The organism is Glutamicibacter sp. B1 (assembly GCF_039602135.1).
GTDB classification, from domain to species: Bacteria; Actinomycetota; Actinomycetes; order Actinomycetales; family Micrococcaceae; genus Glutamicibacter; species Glutamicibacter ectropisis.
In genome coordinates, this window is the sequence record NZ_CP125942.1 from 555242 (window position 1) to 575877 (window position 20636).

6 protein-coding genes, 3 tRNA genes and 5 rRNA genes are annotated in these 20636 nt (G+C 53.3%); 13 read left to right on the forward strand and 1 reads right to left on the reverse strand.

Features of this window, described 5'->3' with window-relative positions; all coding sequences use genetic code 11:
- Positions 1-14 precede the first annotated feature (14 nt).
- Positions 15-554 (reverse strand): hypothetical protein, encoded by a 540-nt coding sequence (locus tag QMQ05_RS02640; protein ID WP_345472791.1) that lies wholly within the window; start codon positions 552-554, stop codon positions 15-17.
- Between the two features lie 354 nt (positions 555-908).
- Between QMQ05_RS02640 and QMQ05_RS02645 the strand changes: the two genes are divergently transcribed.
- From QMQ05_RS02645 to QMQ05_RS02705, 13 genes are all read left to right on the forward strand, one after another.
- On the forward strand, positions 909-1394 hold the full coding sequence (locus QMQ05_RS02645) for a CarD family transcriptional regulator (protein WP_022877089.1): 486 nt from the start codon (positions 909-911) through the stop codon (positions 1392-1394).
- 105 nt (positions 1395-1499) lie between these two features.
- Positions 1500-2738, forward strand: coding sequence for a 2-C-methyl-D-erythritol 4-phosphate cytidylyltransferase (gene ispD / locus QMQ05_RS02650; protein WP_345472797.1), 1239 nt, complete (start codon positions 1500-1502; stop codon positions 2736-2738).
- Positions 2739-2825: 87 nt separating this feature from the next.
- Positions 2826-4277, forward strand: a complete 1452-nt coding sequence (cysS, locus tag QMQ05_RS02655) for a cysteine--tRNA ligase (protein WP_345472799.1) — start codon at positions 2826-2828, stop codon at positions 4275-4277.
- Positions 4278-4320: 43 nt separating this feature from the next.
- Positions 4321-5268: a 23S rRNA (guanosine(2251)-2'-O)-methyltransferase RlmB gene (gene rlmB / locus QMQ05_RS02660; RefSeq protein WP_345472801.1), complete on the forward strand. Its 948-nt coding sequence runs from the start codon at positions 4321-4323 to the stop codon at positions 5266-5268.
- Between the two features lie 562 nt (positions 5269-5830).
- A 16S ribosomal RNA gene (locus QMQ05_RS02665) occupies positions 5831-7354 on the forward strand.
- 618 nt (positions 7355-7972) lie between these two features.
- Positions 7973-11098 (forward strand): 23S ribosomal RNA (locus tag QMQ05_RS02670).
- A gap of 152 nt (positions 11099-11250) precedes the next feature.
- Positions 11251-11367 (forward strand): 5S ribosomal RNA (gene rrf, locus QMQ05_RS02675).
- Together the 16S, 23S and 5S rRNA genes form the textbook arrangement of a ribosomal RNA operon.
- Before the next feature lie 241 nt (positions 11368-11608).
- Positions 11609-12988 carry an FAD-binding oxidoreductase gene (locus tag QMQ05_RS02680; protein WP_345472803.1) on the forward strand — a complete coding sequence of 460 codons (1380 nt, stop codon included), beginning with the start codon at positions 11609-11611 and terminating at the stop codon, positions 12986-12988.
- 101 nt (positions 12989-13089) lie between these two features.
- Positions 13090-13166, forward strand: a tRNA-Pro gene (locus tag QMQ05_RS02685).
- Positions 13167-13451: 285 nt separating this feature from the next.
- Positions 13452-13523, forward strand: a tRNA-Gln gene (locus QMQ05_RS02690).
- A gap of 48 nt (positions 13524-13571) precedes the next feature.
- Positions 13572-13644: transfer RNA gene (locus tag QMQ05_RS02695), tRNA-Glu, on the forward strand.
- A 1643-nt stretch (positions 13645-15287) separates the two neighbouring features.
- Positions 15288-16813 (forward strand): 16S ribosomal RNA (locus QMQ05_RS02700).
- 619 nt (positions 16814-17432) lie between these two features.
- Positions 17433-20558, forward strand: a 23S ribosomal RNA gene (locus QMQ05_RS02705).
- The last annotated feature ends 78 nt before the right edge of the window (positions 20559-20636 follow it).

A 20636-nucleotide genomic window follows, 5' to 3' on the forward strand; every position in this document is an offset into this window, starting at 1 on the left:
CTAGCTTTTAGTGCTTAGTGGCCCGAGGTCGAGTGAGTCTCGGTGGCCTTCAGATGCTCGGTGACCGATTCATCGGATCCGCCTGGAACGAAGTCGCGGTATTCAGCAAGGGTGCCGTCGACTACCGGAACGCTGAAGTCCACGGTTTCGCCGGCGACGGTGAAGCTGGTTTCTGCGTGCTCGCCAGCCATGATGTGCAGGTTGGAGATGATCTTCTCGTTGGCATCATCTTCCAGCTTGACGCTCTGCTCAGCAGGAACGGAGATGGTGACCGGCGTGGTGCTTGCTGCTTCAACGCTCAGGGTCAGTGCGGACTTGCTGTCGTTGACAACGGAGCCGATCAGACGAGCTTCCGAACCGTCGCTGTTGGTCACGAGCAACAGGTTGCGGACCTTTGCATCGGCGACGTCGACATGCACGCCATCGCTGGCAGCGTAGTCGGTGTTGGTGGCCTGCTCGTTGATGGCGCCACAGCTGGTGACACCGAATGCCAGGGCAGCCACAGCGAGGGACGCGGCAATGCGACGTCCAGCGGTCATGCGTGCGGTGATCACGACACTAACTCCTCGGTGAGAATAATGAGTTGCTTGGGTTCATGGCTAAACGTTGGACCGCGCCCATTGCAGGGAGCTACCAAAGATATAGACCACGATTACCTCTAAGCCTAGCTGTTTTTCACTCAAAGACGTGATTTAGCGACGTGCAACACACGCTTTTCGACAAGAAGTAGAGAACGGGGTTTGGGATAAAGAGGTATGAAACCCGACTTCGTGTACTTTCTTCTTACCATATTTCTCTTGCGAATAGAAGAGGTGATTCCGCATGAATCCGCGGTTATATGGGGCACAAGCGGGGACTGGTTGCCGGCAAACATGTTAGACTAGATAGTGGGAAAGGGGTTTATCCACATGGTTTTTGAGGTTGGCGAGACTGTTGTCTACCCGCACCACGGTGCCGCAATGATCGAAGAGATCAAGATGCGCAAGATCAAGGGCGAAGAGAAAATGTATCTCAAGCTCAAGGTGGCTCAGGGCGACCTGACCATTGAAGTTCCTGCAGAGAACGTTGATCTGGTTGGCGTGCGTGACGTGGTAGGTCAGGAAGGCTTGGACCATGTGTTCGATGTCCTTCGTGCTGAATTTACTGAAGAGCCGACCAACTGGTCGCGCCGTTACAAGGCAAACGTTGAGAAGCTAGCTTCCGGCGATGTCATCAAGGTTGCTGAGGTCGTTCGTGACCTCTGGCGCCGTGAAAATGATCGTGGTCTCTCGGCTGGCGAAAAGCGCATGCTGGCCAAGGCCCGTCAGGTTTTGATCAGTGAATTGGCTCTGGCCAAGGATCTGGACGAGACCAAGGCCGAGGGCCTGCTGGATGAGGTTTTGGCTTCGGCCTAAGCAAAACTCCCGATTGCATCTTGCCGTGGAGCGCTGAAAAGCGTTTCACGGCTGTTGCCGTTAAAAGCCCAAACACTATCGGTGGAACACGATAAGCTGAGCGCTGTGAAGCAAACCCCATTGAATACTTCGAGTCTGATCTTGGTTGCCGCCGGAATGGGCACCCGGCTAGGAGCCGGAATTCCTAAAGCACTGGTCAAAGTGGCCGGTAAAACCTTAGTGGAACACGCTATCGACCGCATCCTCAAGGTCGAAGAGATCACCGAAATAATCGTGGTCACCCCCGCCGATGATCCGCGGATGGCCGAAGTATTGGCACCCTATGGCACGGCGCTACGCACCGTTGACGGTGGAAGTAGCCGAGCCGATTCAGTACGTCGCGGGCTTGGTGAAGTCAGTGACCACGCCAGAAACATTTTGGTTCACGATGCTGCCCGCGCATTTGCCCCGGTAGAGCTCTACCAACGCGTGATCGATGCCCTCAACGCAGGGAAAGCCGCCGCGGTCATTCCAGCACTAGCGGTCACCGACACGATTTCGGTGGTGGAACCAGCAGGAGAAGCGGGCGTCGAATTTATCGCAAACACTCCGGCACGATCCACCCTTCGCGCCGTGCAAACACCACAGGGCTTCAACGCTGAGGCGCTACGCCAAGCCCATGCCCAGCTTGATCACTACACCGAATCCGAATTGGAAAAAGTGACCGACGATGCTTCGATCGTGCGGGCCAACGGGGAAAAGGTTCAAGTGGTCAACGGTGATCAGCAGGCGTTGAAGGTTACCCATCCCGAGGACATCGACACCGCCAATCAACTCGTCGCTGAACAAGACTCGCGCGTGAAGAAATCGAAGGAAACTATGAACCTGCCACGTATAGGGAATGGCATCGACGTGCACGCGGTGAGCCAAGACCCAGCCCGCCCGATGTGGTTGGCCGGCCTGCATTTCCCCGAAGACATAGGACTTTCAGGGCATTCGGACGGCGACGCGGTAGCCCATGCAGCCTGCGACGCACTCTTTAGCGCGGCAGGGATCGGGGATCTGGGAACCCACTTTGGTGTGGATCGCGAAGAATTTGCGGGGGCAAGTGGGGTTCGCCTCCTGACTGAAGCGGCACGTTTGGTGCGTGAAGCAGGCTTCGAAATTGGGAACGTTGCTGTGCAATTTGTGGGTCGACGACCACGCTTCGCCGCCCGGCGCGAAGAAGCGAACCAGGTACTCAGCGAAGCGATCGGCGCTCCGGTCAGCGTCAGTGCAACCACGAGTGATGGTCTGGGCTATGAGGGGGATGGGCAAGGAATTACCGCCTACGCCACCGCCCTCGTCTTCGCCCAGCACAGCTAAGCATGCAGGTGCCAGCGAAAGCCTCGGTGTAGCGAGCGCGTCACAAGGCAGGTACAAGAAGTGTCTGGATCGGATAACCTTTAAGGCGTGAGCCTGCGATTTTATGACACCAAAACAGCATCCGTACGTGACTTTCAGCCGATCACCGAAGGCGAAGTTAAGCTGTACTACTGTGGCGCCACTGTGCAGGGCATGCCGCACGTGGGCCACGTTCGTAGCGCCATCGTCTTTGATGTTTTGGTTCGCTGGCTGGAATACAGCGGGTTTGCGGTCACCACGGTTCGCAATGTTACGGACATCGACGACAAGATCCTAGAAAAGTCGTCGAAGTCTTTTGCTGATGGTTTTGAAGCAGATGAGTACTACAAGCCCCGTGAAGAATGGTTTGCCCTGGCCTACCGTTTCGAACAGGAATTCGCTCGCGCTTACCAAGCCTTGGGCGTTCGTCGGCCGACCTACGAGCCACGCGCAACCGGGCACATCACCGAAATGCACGAGCTGATCGCGCAGTTGATCGAGAATGGCCACGCCTACGCGGCCTCCGATGATTCAGGCGATGTGTACTTCGACGTGCGCTCCTATGCGCAGTATGGTGCCCTGACCCGACAGAAGATCGACGATATGCAAGACGCCGCGGATTCGGATCCGCGTGGCAAGAAGGATCCACGAGACTTTGCCCTGTGGAAAGGGCACAAGGACACCGATCCACTCACCGCTTCATGGCCAAGTCCGTGGGGACGGGGACGCCCGGGATGGCACCTTGAATGCTCGGCCATGGCAGGCAAGTACCTTGGCAGCGAATTCGACATCCACGGTGGTGGACTTGACCTACGCTTCCCGCACCACGAAAACGAGATGGCACAGTCGAATGCTGCTGGGCATGGCTTCGCCAATTTCTGGATGCATAACGGCATGGTCACCTATCAGGGTGAAAAGATGTCCAAGTCTATTGGCAACACCATTTCCCCAGAAGAAATGCTCGCCTTGGCCCCGGCCCGCGTGGTGCGTTACTTCCTAGGACAGGCGCAGTACCGCTCGATGCTGGACTACCGCCCCGATTCGTTGACCGAAGCGGGAGCAGCAGTAGAACGAATCGACACCTTCATCTCCAATGCCCGTTACCGATTGGGCGCAAACGCGTCAGCAATCGTTGCCACACAGGTGCCCGAAGCTTTTGCCGCGGCGATGGACGACGACCTGAATGTTCCGATGGGTCTTGCTGCACTGCATGAAACCGTACGCCAGGGAAACGCTTCCCTGGATCAGCACGATGACGCAGCTACGGCTACCGCCCTGGGCCAGGTATTGGCCATGACCCAGGTACTCGGATTGGACGATGCCGGTGATGAGCAAAACTCCGCAGCCTCAGCCGAGCATGAGGTATTGGATCAACTCATTCAAGCGCAGCTTGCTGAGCGCGCTGAAGCCCGAGCAGCCAAGGACTGGTCTCGCTCGGATGCGATCCGCGATGCATTGGCCGCTGCGGGAATCACGGTTCTCGACTCTGCTGACGGCGCCCGCTGGACTCTGAACAACTAGCCGCTGATCGGCTACGACAAACTCAACTATAAGGACACATATTATGAGCAAAAAGGGCCCAACCAAGGGCAGTGGTGGCAAGGGACGACGTTCCCTCGAGGGCAAGGGCCCGACCCCCAAGGCAGAAGATCGCCCGTACCACAAGGCCTACCGAGCCAAGCAGCTATCGGAGCGCTCGGCAGCTAAACGCGCCACCGGTCAGCGCACCGGCCGCATCAAGGTCAACGCTGAATTTGTCACCGGTCGTAACTCGGTAGTTGAGGCGCTGCGCGCGGGGATTCCTGCCAAGGCACTTCACGTGGCAATCCGCATTGACGTCGATGACCGCGTGCGCGAATCACTCAAGCTTGCTGCCGCGCAGGGTATTCCACTGATGGAAGCGTCGAAGCCAGAACTCGATCGCATGACCGATGACGCGATCCACCAGGGTCTTGCTCTGCAGATCCCTCCTTATGAGTACAAGGACGCCGTGCAGTTGGCGACCAAGACCATCAAGGATTACGAGCGCGGATACTCCAACTCCCAGCCACTGTTCCTAGCACTTGATGGCATCACCGATCCACGAAACCTCGGCGCGATTGTTCGTTCGGCCTCCGCATTCGGTGCCGACGGAGTCATTATTCCTGAACGTCGAAGCGTTGGCATGACTGCTTCGGCATGGAAGACCAGTGCCGGTGCTGCGGTTCGTGTTCCGGTAGCCAAGTGCACCAACCTGACTAATGCGCTGAAGGAAATCAAGGCTGCTGGCATCTTCGTGATCGGTCTTGACGCCGGCGGAGATATGCAACTTCCAAACTTTGAACTAGCAACCGGACCGCTGTGCATCGTGGTTGGCTCTGAAGGCAAGGGTCTATCGCGTTTGGTTCGTGAAAACTGCGATGCCATTGTTTCGATTCCGATCGACTCGGCTATGGAGTCGCTGAACGCATCGATGGCTGTAGGTATTTCACTCTACGAAGTTTCTCGTTTGCGTAACCAGGGCACCAAGTAACGCTCTGCGTTGATGAATGGGCCTGTACCTGTCCTCGGACGGGTACAGGCCCATTTTTAGTAACGTGACCCGCTTCATAACAACAAATTTCAGTTGTTTTTGGGCAGAATTCACTCACGAGGCCCCGAAAAGCGCATGAACTCGGGGTTTTTGTGGGGAAAGGCGAGTGGACAGGCCGATTTTGCCTCTGGTGGGAATCCGTGTAAAGTTTTATCTCGCGCCGCTGATCCGGACGGGCCGAAATGGTCTGAAGGAAACAGTGGGGTGAACGAGCTGGAAACGTCGAGTTGACTTTGGTTGACGCGGTGGTAAGCTTGAAAAGTTGCTCCGGAGCGAAGCAGTCACTGGTTTTGTGGTGGTTGTGGTGTCGAGAGTGTTTGTTGTTTGAGAACTCAATAGTGTGCCAAGTTTGTTGATACCGAATTATTTTTATTTGGTGAATACATAACATTTGCTTGAGGCATTACACCCCCGTGTAGTGTTCTTGAGTGTTTTTTATTCGCCAGGATTTTTTCATTGATTCTCCCTTATTTTCCGAGGGGTTTCGGTGGCTTTTTGTTTTTTTATGGAGAGTTTGATCCTGGCTCAGGATGAACGCTGGCGGCGTGCTTAACACATGCAAGTCGAACGATGAAGCCCTGCTTGCAGGGTGGATTAGTGGCGAACGGGTGAGTAACACGTGAGTAACCTGCCCCCGACTTTGGGATAAGCCCGGGAAACTGGGTCTAATACCGGATATGACTTCTTACCGCATGGTGGGTTGTTGAAAGATTTATCGGTGGGGGATGGACTCGCGGCCTATCAGCTTGTTGGTGAGGTAATGGCTCACCAAGGCGACGACGGGTAGCCGGCCTGAGAGGGTGACCGGCCACACTGGGACTGAGACACGGCCCAGACTCCTACGGGAGGCAGCAGTGGGGAATATTGCACAATGGGCGCAAGCCTGATGCAGCGACGCCGCGTGAGGGATGACGGCCTTCGGGTTGTAAACCTCTTTCAGTAGGGAAGAAGCGAGAGTGACGGTACCTGCAGAAGGCGCCGGCTAACTACGTGCCAGCAGCCGCGGTAATACGTAGGGCGCAAGCGTTATCCGGATTTATTGGGCGTAAAGAGCTCGTAGGCGGTTTGTCGCGTCTGCCGTGAAAGTCCGAGGCTCAACCTCGGATCTGCGGTGGGTACGGGCAGACTAGAGTGATGTAGGGGAGACTGGAATTCCTGGTGTAGCGGTGAAATGCGCAGATATCAGGAGGAACACCGATGGCGAAGGCAGGTCTCTGGGCATTTACTGACGCTGAGGAGCGAAAGCATGGGGAGCGAACAGGATTAGATACCCTGGTAGTCCATGCCGTAAACGTTGGGCACTAGGTGTGGGGGACATTCCACGTTTTCCGCGCCGTAGCTAACGCATTAAGTGCCCCGCCTGGGGAGTACGGCCGCAAGGCTAAAACTCAAAGGAATTGACGGGGGCCCGCACAAGCGGCGGAGCATGCGGATTAATTCGATGCAACGCGAAGAACCTTACCAAGGCTTGACATGTGCCAGACCGGATCAGAGATGGTCTTTCCCTTCGGGGCTGGTTCACAGGTGGTGCATGGTTGTCGTCAGCTCGTGTCGTGAGATGTTGGGTTAAGTCCCGCAACGAGCGCAACCCTCGTTCCATGTTGCCAGCACGTAGTGGTGGGGACTCATGGGAGACTGCCGGGGTCAACTCGGAGGAAGGTGGGGATGACGTCAAATCATCATGCCCCTTATGTCTTGGGCTTCACGCATGCTACAATGGCCGGTACAATGGGTTGCGATACTGTGAGGTGGAGCTAATCCCTAAAAGCCGGTCTCAGTTCGGATTGGGGTCTGCAACTCGACCCCATGAAGTCGGAGTCGCTAGTAATCGCAGATCAGCAACGCTGCGGTGAATACGTTCCCGGGCCTTGTACACACCGCCCGTCAAGTCACGAAAGTTGGTAACACCCGAAGCCGATGGCCTAACCACCTTGTGTGGGGGGAGTCGTCGAAGGTGGGACTGGCGATTGGGACTAAGTCGTAACAAGGTAGCCGTACCGGAAGGTGCGGCTGGATCACCTCCTTTCTAAGGAGCTAACCATTTTTTGGTTGCCCATGTCTGTGCACGAGTGTTGTACGGGTGGGTTGCTCATGGGTGGAATATCAATGAACTCAGTACTGGAAAGCATGCATGCCTGATCAGTCCTTTATATGGGGGTTGTGTGGTGTGTGTGGGGTACTGGCTGTGGCTGCATGGTGTTTGTGTGCTGTTAGTACGCACTGGTGATGATGGTCCTCTTGGGGGTTGTTGTTGGTGGTGTTGGAACGTGGTGTGTGAGTGGTGTGTGGTTTGTATGGTTTGGCATGCTGTTGGGTTTTGAGGCAACAAGCCTCTAATACCGTGGTGATGATCCTTTGGGGTTGTTGTTGTGGTGTTGGGGTTCTTGGTGTTTCGGTGTTTGTCCTGTGTTTGCTGCGGTGATGTCCTGGTGGATTGATACTGGCCTTTGGGTTGGTGTTGGTTTGGGGTGTTGTTGTGGGGTGTGGGGTTGTTGTTTGGGAACTGTATAGTGAACGCGAGCATCTTGCAGATGAGATGAGTCTGATGATCCTTTTCCTGGGGTTGTTGGGTGTTTGAGTCTTGTCTGTGTGATTTTGTTAGATTGTTTTATTGCTCAATTATTTTTGGGAACTTTGATTTTGTGTTGAAGTTTTTAAGGGCGCACGGTGGATGCCTTGGCATCAAGAGCCGATGAAGGACGTGGGAATCTGCGATAAGCCTGGTGGAGTCGATAACCGGACGTTGAGACCAGGATTTCCGAATGGGGGAACCCCGCACCATGTTATGTGGTGTGACCTGCAGCTGAATGTATAGGCTGTGTGGAGGGAACGCGGGGAAGTGAAACATCTCAGTACCCGCAGGAAGAGAAAACAATAGTGATTCCGTTAGTAGTGGCGAGCGAACGCGGATGGGGCTAAACCGGTTGGTGTGTGATAGCGGATAGGCGTTGCATCATCGGGGTTGTGGGTCAACATGTACCAGTGCTATCTTGCTGGTGGGATGAGGTGCAGGCGTATAGGTGAATCGGTTGGAATGCCGGACCATAGAGGGTGATAGTCCCGTAGGTGTAATGCGTGTCTGCCGTTCTAGTGTTGATACCCGAGTAGCACGGGGCCCGTGAAACCTTGTGTGAATCTGCCAGGACCACCTGGTAAGCCTGAATACTACTTGATGACCGATAGTGAATCAGTACCGTGAGGGAATGGTGAAAAGTACCCCGGGAGGGGAGTGAAATAGTACCTGAAACCGTGTGCTTACAATCCGTTAGAGCAGCCACTTGTGGTTGTGATGGCGTGCCTTTTGAAGAATGAGCCTGCGAGTTAGTGCTGTGTCGCGAGGTTAACCCGTGTGGGGTAGCCGTAGCGAAAGCGAGTCTGAATAGGGCGTTTGAGTGGCACGGTCTAGACCCGAAGCGAAGTGATCTACCCATGGCCAGGTTGAAGCGCGTGTAAGAGCGTGTGGAGGACCGAACCCACTTCAGTTGAAAATGGAGGGGATGAGCTGTGGGTAGGGGGTGAAAGGCCAATCAAACTTCGTGATAGCTGGTTCTCCCCGAAATGCATTTAGGTGCAGCGTTACGTGTTTCTTGCTGGAGGTAGAGCTACTGGATAGGCGATGGGCCCTACAAGGTTACTGACCTTAGCCAAACTCCGAATGCCGGTAAGTGAGAGCGTAGCAGTGAGACTGTGGGGGATAAGCTTCATAGTCGAGAGGGAAACAGCCCAGAACGCCAACTAAGGCCCCTAAGCGTGTGCTAAGTGGAAAAGGATGTGGAGTTGCTGTGACAACCAGGAGGTTGGCTTAGAAGCAGCCACCCTTGAAAGAGTGCGTAATAGCTCACTGGTCAAGTGATTCCGCGCCGATAATGTAGCGGGGCTCAAGCACACCGCCGAAGTTGCGTCATTCAAATATTAACCCGGTTTCGATTGGGTGTTTGGATGGGTAGGGGAGCGTCGTATAGCGGGTGAAGTCGCGGTGGAAACCAGCGGTGGACGCTATACGAGTGAGAATGCAGGCATGAGTAGCGAATGACGGGTGAGAAACCCGTCCGCCGAATGATCAAGGGTTCCAGGGTTAAGCTAATCTGCCCTGGGTTAGTCGGGGCCTAAGGCGAGGCCGACAGGCGTAGTCGATGGATAACGGGTTGATATTCCCGTACCGGCGAAGGACCGCCCATACTGAGCTGTGGATGCTAACCATGACGGATCATGGCGTGATGACCTTCGGGTTGTTTGTTGTGTGGTGTTGTGGGAACCGATGCAGTGAGGTCAGCGTATTAACAGGTGTGACGCAGGAAGGTAGCCGAGCCAGGCAATGGAATTGACCTGGTCCAAGGGTGTAGGAAGAGTGGTTGGCAAATCCGCCACTCATGTTTCTGAGACCTGATAGGCGCCCCATTTGTGGGGTGATTCGGTGATCCTATGCTGCCTAGAAAAGCATCGGCGTGAGGTCCCAGTCCGCCCGTACCCCAAACCGACACAGGTGATCAGGTAGAGAATACTAAGGCGATCGAGAGAATCATGGTTAAGGAACTCGGCAAAATGCCCCCGTAACTTCGGAAGAAGGGGGGCCTGCCTCGTGATCAGCTCTTGCAGTTGTGAGCGGGTGTGGGCCGCAGAGACCAGGGGGAAGCGACTGTTTACTAAAAACACAGGTCCGTGCGAAGTCGCAAGACGATGTATACGGACTGACTCCTGCCCGGTGCTGGAAGGTTAAGAGGACTGGTTAGCAGTAATGCGAAGCTGAGAATTTAAGCCCCAGTAAACGGCGGTGGTAACTATAACCATCCTAAGGTAGCGAAATTCCTTGTCGGGTAAGTTCCGACCTGCACGAATGGAGTAACGACTTCCCCGCTGTCTCAACCATGAACTCGGCGAAATTGCAGTACGAGTAAAGATGCTCGTTACGCGCAGCAGGACGGAAAGACCCCGAGACCTTTACTATAGTTTGGTATTGGTGTTCGGTGCAGCTTGTGTAGGATAGGTGGGAGACTTTGAAGCTTGGACGCTAGTTCAGGTGGAGTCATCGTTGAAATACCACTCTGGCTGTATCGGTCACCTAACTTCGGACCATGATCTGGTTCAGGGACAGTGCCTGATGGGTAGTTTAACTGGGGCGGTTGCCTCCTAAAATGTAACGGAGGCGCCCAAAGGTTCCCTCAGCCTGGTTGGCAATCAGGTGTTGAGTGTAAGTGCACAAGGGAGCTTGACTGTGAGAGTGACAGCTCGAGCAGGGACGAAAGTCGGGACTAGTGATCCGGCGGCACCTCGTGGAAGGGCCGTCGCTCAACGGATAAAAGGTACCTCGGGGATAACAGGCTGATCTTGCCCAAGAGTCCATATCGACGGCATGGTTTGGCACCTCGATGTCGGCTCGTCGCATCCTGGGGCTGGAGTAGGTCCCAAGGGTTGGGCTGTTCGCCCATTAAAGCGGTACGCGAGCTGGGTTTAGAACGTCGTGAGACAGTTCGGTCCCTATCCGCTGCGCGCGTTGGAAATTTGAGAAGGGCTGTCCTTAGTACGAGAGGACCGGGACGGACTAACCTCTGGTGTGTCAGTTGTACTGCCAAGTGCATCGCTGATTAGCTACGTTGGGAAGGGATAACCGCTGAAAGCATCTAAGCGGGAAGCCTGCTTCGAGATGAGATTTCCATGCACTATTGTGTGTGAGGCCCCCAGCTAGACCACTGGGTTGATAGGCAGGATGTGGAAGCAAGGACTGAAGACTTGTGTAGCTGACCTGTACTAATAGGCCGATGACTTTCAACACAACTATAAAACAATAATTTGCTAGCAAAGTTAGTATGCTGTTCGCGTTCACTATGCGGTTACGAGACAACAACCTCGAACCATAAAAACATGAGATAAGTTTTAACACCGGAAACATGACCAAGAGTGATGGTTTGTGTGCTTCGTGATTGTTACGGCGGTCATAGCGTGGGGGAAACGCCCGGTCCCATACCGAACCCGGAAGCTAAGGCCCATTGCGCCGATGGTACTGCACTCGTGAGGGTGTGGGAGAGTAGGTCACCGCCGGACTTAACCTAAAGAATATGGTTTGAGGCCCTGGACACTATGGTGTTCAGGGCCTCACCTGTTTAACCACAAAAGCTGCTGTTTGGTTGGTGGGGTTGAGGCGTAGCTCAACCACTATTTTTCTGTTTGCTTATTTGGGCGCTTAGTCCTGCATCTGAAAGCAAAAATGGGTCACGAATTTTCTGTGTTTCTTCATTAGTCGTAGTGTCTAGAGAAACCACCTACCCAGGCGACCATGGAGACAATGATGTCCATCAAGCAAATGTCATTCCTTGAAAAACTACGGAGTGTTCTTCCTAGTGAATTGATAGTCCAGGACGAACTCGTCTTATCCGAAAACTCCAGGGACTTTGGTCAGCTTGCCGTCGAGCCGCTTCAACCTATTGCGGTTGTCTTCCCCACGCAAGTTCAGCAGGTTCAACAAGTGATGCGACTGGCCACCGAATTTTCGATACCTGTTATCAGCCGAGGGGCAGGAACAGGCGTTTCGGGCGGTGTTCACGTAATCGGTCAAGCAGTCATTCTGAACTTGAGCAAGATGAACCGGATCATCGAGATTCGCCCCGATGACGAAATAGCTGTCGTAGAACCGGGCGTTATCAATCAGGAGCTGAATATAGCAGCGGCCAAATATGGATTGATGTACGCCCCTGATCCGGCCAGCTATAAGATGTCGACCTTGGGCGGAAATATCGCGACAAATGCCGGTGGACTGCGTTGCGCGAAGTATGGAGTAACTCGTGAATCAGTGCTCTCGCTAGACGTCGTCCTTGCCGATGGTCGCTTGATTCGAGTAGGTAAGAATACGTTTAAAGGAGTAGCCGGTTACGATCTGACCGCTTTGTTCACTGGATCTGAGGGCACCTTAGGGATTGTCGTCAGAGCAGTACTTAGATTGCGCTACCTGCCTGTGGACGAACGAGACCTTTCGTTACTTTTCCCTACCTTGGAAGACGCGGTCCACGGTGTACAAATCATTGCAAAGGCCACAATCCAACCAGCCATCCTTGAACTAATCGACCACGCAACGATGCAAGTATTAGACGAGCAGTATTCCACTAGTTTAGCTGATGCGGGCGGCGCTATGCTGTTGATCAGACTTGACGGATACGGTGCAATGCGCGAAGAAGAAGTCATCCGTTATTCTTTCGCCAATCACAACGTAGTAGTCAGCGTCGAAGGCAGCAGTGAAGCTACTCAACTCATCGAGATGCGACGTACAAGCCGAGGCGATACGAAAGATGATGCATACAGGACAGGGGAAGATGTCGCTATTCCCAAAAGTAAAATGGTTGAATACGTTCGTCGCCTGCAAAAGGTCGCTAAACAAGAGCGAGTGCAGATGCGGTTGATTTCTCACGTTGGAGACGGGAATCTACACCCTACATTCTCTGTGGAACCTAACGATGGCTCGGATCCACTGGACCGGCTAAATCGTGTCGTTGAAACTTCGGTGCGGCTTGCCCTTGAAATGGGTGGAACGATAACCGGCGAGCATGGCGTCGGACTGATTAAGAAGGATTGGCTCCCTTGGGAACAATCTACAGAGGTTCTCCAGATTCAAAAAGACATTAAATCGCTTTTGGATCCATCGGGCATCCTGAACCCTGGTAAAGCTATCTAGATAAATCAGCAGTTTGGGTTCGTCTGTTCGTACAATTCGCCGGATGCAAAAGGATTATGTGATCAGATTGCGCCGGGTGTAGAGTAAAAACGTCTTGTTCGCGGGATATGGCGCAGTTTGGTAGCGCGCGTCGTTCGGGACGACGAGGTCGCAGGTTCAAATCCTGTTATCCCGACCAATGACGGCTAAGTGGCATTCAGTTCTATTTTGAACTGGGTGCCCTTTCTGTTGTCACGACATATTGATGCTGCTGGCTCAGAAAAGGCTTCGGGGACAAGTAATTACGGTGCAATACAACGACATCGTTCGCTCAGTCCTTTATATGTGGGACACGAGCTGTAGATCACTCGAGGATATCGCCTCTGGATGTGCGTTCGTGGAACTTTTTAGGTATAGTTATATCTCGTGCTAAGGCATTCATTGGTGTTCGGATTACCGATCAAGAATGGATAGCTTGTCATATTGGGATATGGTGTAATTGGCAACACAACGGTTTCTGGTTCCGTCATTCTAGGTTCGAGTCCTGGTATCCCAGCGCTTCATCAAAGTTATTTGGTGAGTTGAAGATTCGTCTTCAGCATACGGCCCCATCGTATAGCGGCCTAGTACTCCGCCCTCTCACGGCGGCAACACGGGTTCGAATCCCGTTGGGGTCACAAATATCGCGGAACTTCGGTTCCGCGATTTTTTTATGCCCAAAACTGTCAGTGGATTACATTCATTCAAAGCATGTCGTTGTGGTGTTAGCCCTAGTGGTTTTGTGTTTTTTGGGAGTTCTGTAAACCTTTTTGGCACTTAACCCTCCATAACGCTCGACAGGATGGTGAAAGTCGTCTTGAACACCGCAACTCGAGTTTGAACGAGGAATCTCTGGAGCTGCGAATTCTTAGACTGGACACATCGCGAGTCAAAGACAGTGTTGCTATTCAGGGCTTTGCCCCGAGTACTTGCACCTGAATAGTGCTCTTGTTTCCGTACTCCTAGAAATAGAAAACCGTCAGGACGAAAGCATGGGAGCGGGTATAGGCTACCTGCTACGTTCATAATGGTTGGCGCCGATTTGATGGGACCAAGTATCAAATACTATTCATGAGGCTATTGTCTGTGGCCCGTGAGTCAGCAACCACAGTTCGTTATTGGCAAATGATCCATGAAGCATCAACCCGTGTATGGACGGATAACGGTACTGAACTTTGAAACGGGAAATGTTCCCCTTGCTGATGCATTCACATGACGAGTAGTTAGTTTTAGGAACAGAGTCCGGGATTGCTCCTTCTGCCGAATGCGCTCATGCTGCACTATCCGTTCTCATCTTGGTTTCTTTGTCATTTACGGTCTAGAAGAAAGATAGCGGGGGAGAAAGGATGCCGGAATACTAGGAACGCGAACCGGACAGACAAGTACCCAGGGCTAAGCGGAGCTATAACCACGGGCCGGAGGCAGAGAACTGGCGTGCGGCCAATATGTGATTAGCATGTCGCAAGTGGTTTCATCTCCCGGTGATATAGCTTTCAGTACTAACTACTTGTGGAACGGGCAGAGTCCAGCGCCGCTAAGAATGAACTAAGACGTTCGTGTAGAAGGGCATGGTTGCCTGACTACTCCAAGAACAGTCACGACAAGGAACCGGCGAACTGGCTAGTTCCATATCGTGTGTGGCCGTGACCGGCACTAGGGCGAACCGCTCAGATCGGGCTGTCTGTTTTGCGACGAGTGGTTGTATCGCAACCATCGGAAAGTTCGTGTTGTTGCGGAGCTGTTCATCATGGTTTTTTGAAACCAATACCGTCGTCGAAAGAGAATCTGATACCCAGTAGGAATAAGCGCTGATCTTCCTTGCAGCCCGATGTTGCCGGCGCTTTATTCATGTGTAACGACAGTCACCTCCAAAAGTACCAATCTGATTTGTAACTTCGTGAAAACCTCTGTATAGTTTTTATCTGCTGCCGGAACGGAAACAACACGGAATCTACGAGTTGTTTACCCGGTAGCCAATCACTTTTCACCGAAAGGTTTCACCGGTTTTGACCGGTTCTTGAAACATGGTAGGCTAGAAAAGTTGCTCCGGAGCGAAGCAGTCACTGGTTTTGTGGTGGTTGTGGTGTCGAGAGTGTTTGTTGTTTGAGAACTCAATAGTGTGCCAAGTTTGTTGATACCGAATTATTTTTATTTGGTGAATACATAACATTTGCTTGAGGCATTGCACCCCCGTGTAGTGTTCTTGAGTGTTTTTTATTCGCCAGGATTTTTTCATTGATTCTCCCTTATTTTCCGAGGGGTTTCGGTGGCTTTTTGTTTTTTTATGGAGAGTTTGATCCTGGCTCAGGATGAACGCTGGCGGCGTGCTTAACACATGCAAGTCGAACGATGAAGCCCTGCTTGCAGGGTGGATTAGTGGCGAACGGGTGAGTAACACGTGAGTAACCTGCCCCCGACTTTGGGATAAGCCCGGGAAACTGGGTCTAATACCGGATATGACTTCTTACCGCATGGTGGGTTGTTGAAAGATTTATCGGTGGGGGATGGACTCGCGGCCTATCAGCTTGTTGGTGAGGTAATGGCTCACCAAGGCGACGACGGGTAGCCGGCCTGAGAGGGTGACCGGCCACACTGGGACTGAGACACGGCCCAGACTCCTACGGGAGGCAGCAGTGGGGAATATTGCACAATGGGCGCAAGCCTGATGCAGCGACGCCGCGTGAGGGATGACGGCCTTCGGGTTGTAAACCTCTTTCAGTAGGGAAGAAGCGAGAGTGACGGTACCTGCAGAAGAAGCGCCGGCTAACTACGTGCCAGCAGCCGCGGTAATACGTAGGGCGCAAGCGTTATCCGGATTTATTGGGCGTAAAGAGCTCGTAGGCGGTTTGTCGCGTCTGCCGTGAAAGTCCGAGGCTCAACCTCGGATCTGCGGTGGGTACGGGCAGACTAGAGTGATGTAGGGGAGACTGGAATTCCTGGTGTAGCGGTGAAATGCGCAGATATCAGGAGGAACACCGATGGCGAAGGCAGGTCTCTGGGCATTTACTGACGCTGAGGAGCGAAAGCATGGGGAGCGAACAGGATTAGATACCCTGGTAGTCCATGCCGTAAACGTTGGGCACTAGGTGTGGGGGACATTCCACGTTTTCCGCGCCGTAGCTAACGCATTAAGTGCCCCGCCTGGGGAGTACGGCCGCAAGGCTAAAACTCAAAGGAATTGACGGGGGCCCGCACAAGCGGCGGAGCATGCGGATTAATTCGATGCAACGCGAAGAACCTTACCAAGGCTTGACATGTGCCAGACCGGATCAGAGATGGTCTTTCCCTTCGGGGCTGGTTCACAGGTGGTGCATGGTTGTCGTCAGCTCGTGTCGTGAGATGTTGGGTTAAGTCCCGCAACGAGCGCAACCCTCGTTCCATGTTGCCAGCACGTAGTGGTGGGGACTCATGGGAGACTGCCGGGGTCAACTCGGAGGAAGGTGGGGATGACGTCAAATCATCATGCCCCTTATGTCTTGGGCTTCACGCATGCTACAATGGCCGGTACAATGGGTTGCGATACTGTGAGGTGGAGCTAATCCCTAAAAGCCGGTCTCAGTTCGGATTGGGGTCTGCAACTCGACCCCATGAAGTCGGAGTCGCTAGTAATCGCAGATCAGCAACGCTGCGGTGAATACGTTCCCGGGCCTTGTACACACCGCCCGTCAAGTCACGAAAGTTGGTAACACCCGAAGCCGATGGCCTAACCACCTTGTGTGGGGGGAGTCGTCGAAGGTGGGACTGGCGATTGGGACTAAGTCGTAACAAGGTAGCCGTACCGGAAGGTGCGGCTGGATCACCTCCTTTCTAAGGAGCTAACCATTTTTTGGTTGCCCATGTCTGTGCACGAGTGTTGTACGGGTGGGTTGCTCATGGGTGGAATATCAATGAACTCAGTACTGGAAAGCATGCATGCCTGATCAGTCCTTTATATGGGGGTTGTGTGGTGTGTGTGGGGTACTGGCTGTGGCTGCATGGTGTTTGTGTGCTGTTAGTACGCACTGGTGATGATGGTCCTCTTGGGGGTTGTTGTTGGTGGTGTTGGAACGTGGTGTGTGAGTGGTGTGTGGTTTGTATGGTTTGGCATGCTGTTGGGTTTTGAGGCAACAAGCCTCTAATACCGTGGTGATGATCCTTTGGGGTTGTTGTTGTGGTGTTGGGGTTCTTGGTGTTTCGGTGTTTGTCCTGTGTTTGCTGCGGTGATGTCCTGGTGGATTGATACTGGCCTTTGGGTTGGTGTTGGTTTGGGGTGTTGTTGTGGGGGTGTGGGGTTGTTGTTTGGGAACTGTATAGTGAACGCGAGCATCTTGCAGATGAGATGAGTCTGATGATCCTTTTCCTGGGGTTGTTGGGTGTTTGAGTCTTGTCTGTGTGATTTTGTTAGATTGTTTTATTGCTCAATTATTTTTGGGAACTTTGATTTTGTGTTGAAGTTTTTAAGGGCGCACGGTGGATGCCTTGGCATCAAGAGCCGATGAAGGACGTGGGAATCTGCGATAAGCCTGGTGGAGTCGATAACCGGACGTTGAGACCAGGATTTCCGAATGGGGGAACCCCGCACCATGTTATGTGGTGTGACCTGCAGCTGAATGTATAGGCTGTGTGGAGGGAACGCGGGGAAGTGAAACATCTCAGTACCCGCAGGAAGAGAAAACAATAGTGATTCCGTTAGTAGTGGCGAGCGAACGCGGATGGGGCTAAACCGGTTGGTGTGTGATAGCGGATAGGCGTTGCATCATCGGGGTTGTGGGGTCAACATGTACCAGTGCTATCTTGCTGGTGGGATGAGGTGCAGGCGTATAGGTGAATCGGTTGGAATGCCGGACCATAGAGGGTGATAGTCCCGTAGGTGTAATGCGTGTCTGCCGTTCTAGTGTTGATACCCGAGTAGCACGGGGCCCGTGAAACCTTGTGTGAATCTGCCAGGACCACCTGGTAAGCCTGAATACTACTTGATGACCGATAGTGAATCAGTACCGTGAGGGAATGGTGAAAAGTACCCCGGGAGGGGAGTGAAATAGTACCTGAAACCGTGTGCTTACAATCCGTTAGAGCAGCCACTTGTGGTTGTGATGGCGTGCCTTTTGAAGAATGAGCCTGCGAGTTAGTGCTGTGTCGCGAGGTTAACCCGTGTGGGGTAGCCGTAGCGAAAGCGAGTCTGAATAGGGCGTTTGAGTGGCACGGTCTAGACCCGAAGCGAAGTGATCTACCCATGGCCAGGTTGAAGCGCGTGTAAGAGCGTGTGGAGGACCGAACCCACTTCAGTTGAAAATGGAGGGGATGAGCTGTGGGTAGGGGTGAAAGGCCAATCAAACTTCGTGATAGCTGGTTCTCCCCGAAATGCATTTAGGTGCAGCGTTACGTGTTTCTTGCTGGAGGTAGAGCTACTGGATAGGCGATGGGCCCTACAAGGTTACTGACCTTAGCCAAACTCCGAATGCCGGTAAGTGAGAGCGTAGCAGTGAGACTGTGGGGGATAAGCTTCATAGTCGAGAGGGAAACAGCCCAGAACGCCAACTAAGGCCCCTAAGCGTGTGCTAAGTGGAAAAGGATGTGGAGTTGCTGTGACAACCAGGAGGTTGGCTTAGAAGCAGCCACCCTTGAAAGAGTGCGTAATAGCTCACTGGTCAAGTGATTCCGCGCCGATAATGTAGCGGGGCTCAAGCACACCGCCGAAGTTGCGTCATTCAAATATTAACCCGGTTTCGATTGGGTGTTTGGATGGGTAGGGGAGCGTCGTATAGCGGGTGAAGTCGCGGTGGAAACCAGCGGTGGACGCTATACGAGTGAGAATGCAGGCATGAGTAGCGAATGACGGGTGAGAAACCCGTCCGCCGAATGATCAAGGGTTCCAGGGTTAAGCTAATCTGCCCTGGGTTAGTCGGGGCCTAAGGCGAGGCCGACAGGCGTAGTCGATGGATAACGGGTTGATATTCCCGTACCGGCGAAGGACCGCCCATACTGAGCTGTGGATGCTAACCATGACGGATCATGGCGTGATGACCTTCGGGTTGTTTGTTGTGTGGTGTTGTGGGAACCGATGCAGTGAGGTCAGCGTATTAACAGGTGTGACGCAGGAAGGTAGCCGAGCCAGGCAATGGAATTGACCTGGTCCAAGGGTGTAGGAAGAGTGGTTGGCAAATCCGCCACTCATGTTTCTGAGACCTGATAGGCGCCCCATTTGTGGGGTGATTCGGTGATCCTATGCTGCCTAGAAAAGCATCGGCGTGAGGTCCCAGTCCGCCCGTACCCCAAACCGACACAGGTGATCAGGTAGAGAATACTAAGGCGATCGAGAGAATCATGGTTAAGGAACTCGGCAAAATGCCCCCGTAACTTCGGAAGAAGGGGGGCCTGCCTCGTGATCAGCTCTTGCAGTTGTGAGCGGGTGTGGGCCGCAGAGACCAGGGGGAAGCGACTGTTTACTAAAAACACAGGTCCGTGCGAAGTCGCAAGACGATGTATACGGACTGACTCCTGCCCGGTGCTGGAAGGTTAAGAGGACTGGTTAGCAGTAATGCGAAGCTGAGAATTTAAGCCCCAGTAAACGGCGGTGGTAACTATAACCATCCTAAGGTAGCGAAATTCCTTGTCGGGTAAGTTCCGACCTGCACGAATGGAGTAACGACTTCCCCGCTGTCTCAACCATGAACTCGGCGAAATTGCAGTACGAGTAAAGATGCTCGTTACGCGCAGCAGGACGGAAAGACCCCGAGACCTTTACTATAGTTTGGTATTGGTGTTCGGTGCAGCTTGTGTAGGATAGGTGGGAGACTTTGAAGCTTGGACGCTAGTTCAGGTGGAGTCATCGTTGAAATACCACTCTGGCTGTATCGGTCACCTAACTTCGGACCATGATCTGGTTCAGGGACAGTGCCTGATGGGTAGTTTAACTGGGGCGGTTGCCTCCTAAAATGTAACGGAGGCGCCCAAAGGTTCCCTCAGCCTGGTTGGCAATCAGGTGTTGAGTGTAAGTGCACAAGGGAGCTTGACTGTGAGAGTGACAGCTCGAGCAGGGACGAAAGTCGGGACTAGTGATCCGGCGGCACCTCGTGGAAGGGCCGTCGCTCAACGGATAAAAGGTACCTCGGGGATAACAGGCTGATCTTGCCCAAGAGTCCATATCGACGGCATGGTTTGGCACCTCGATGTCGGCTCGTCGCATCCTGGGGCTGGAGTAGGTCCCAAGGGTTGGGCTGTTCGCCCATTAAAGCGGTACGCGAGCTGGGTTTAGAACGTCGTGAGACAGTTCGGTCCCTATCCGCTGCGCGCGTTGGAAATTTGAGAAGGGCTGTCCTTAGTACGAGAGGACCGGGACGGACTAACCTCTGGTGTGTCAGTTGTACTGCCAAGTGCATCGCTGATTAGCTACGTTGGGAAGGGATAACCGCTGAAAGCATCTAAGCGGGAAGCCTGCTTCGAGATGAGATTTCCATGCACTATTGTGTGTGAGGCCCCCAGCTAGACCACTGGGTTGATAGGCAGGATGTGGAAGCAAGGACTGAAGACTTGTGTAGCTGACCTGTACTAATAGGCCGATGACTTTCAACACAACTATAAAACAATAATTTGCTAGCAAAGTTAGTATGCTGTTCGCGTTCACTATGCGGTTACGAGACAACAACCTCGA

Bases quoted from the DNA above. Each gene is read 5' to 3' on its own strand.
- QMQ05_RS02645 (WP_022877089.1), top strand. From the start codon at position 909: ATGGTTTTTGAGGTTGGCGAGACTGTTGTCTACCCGCACCACGGTGCC.
- rlmB (WP_345472801.1), top strand. From the start codon at position 4,321: ATGAGCAAAAAGGGCCCAACCAAGGGCAGTGGTGGCAAGGGACGACGT.
- QMQ05_RS02680 (WP_345472803.1), top strand. From the start codon at position 11,609: ATGATGTCCATCAAGCAAATGTCATTCCTTGAAAAACTACGGAGTGTT.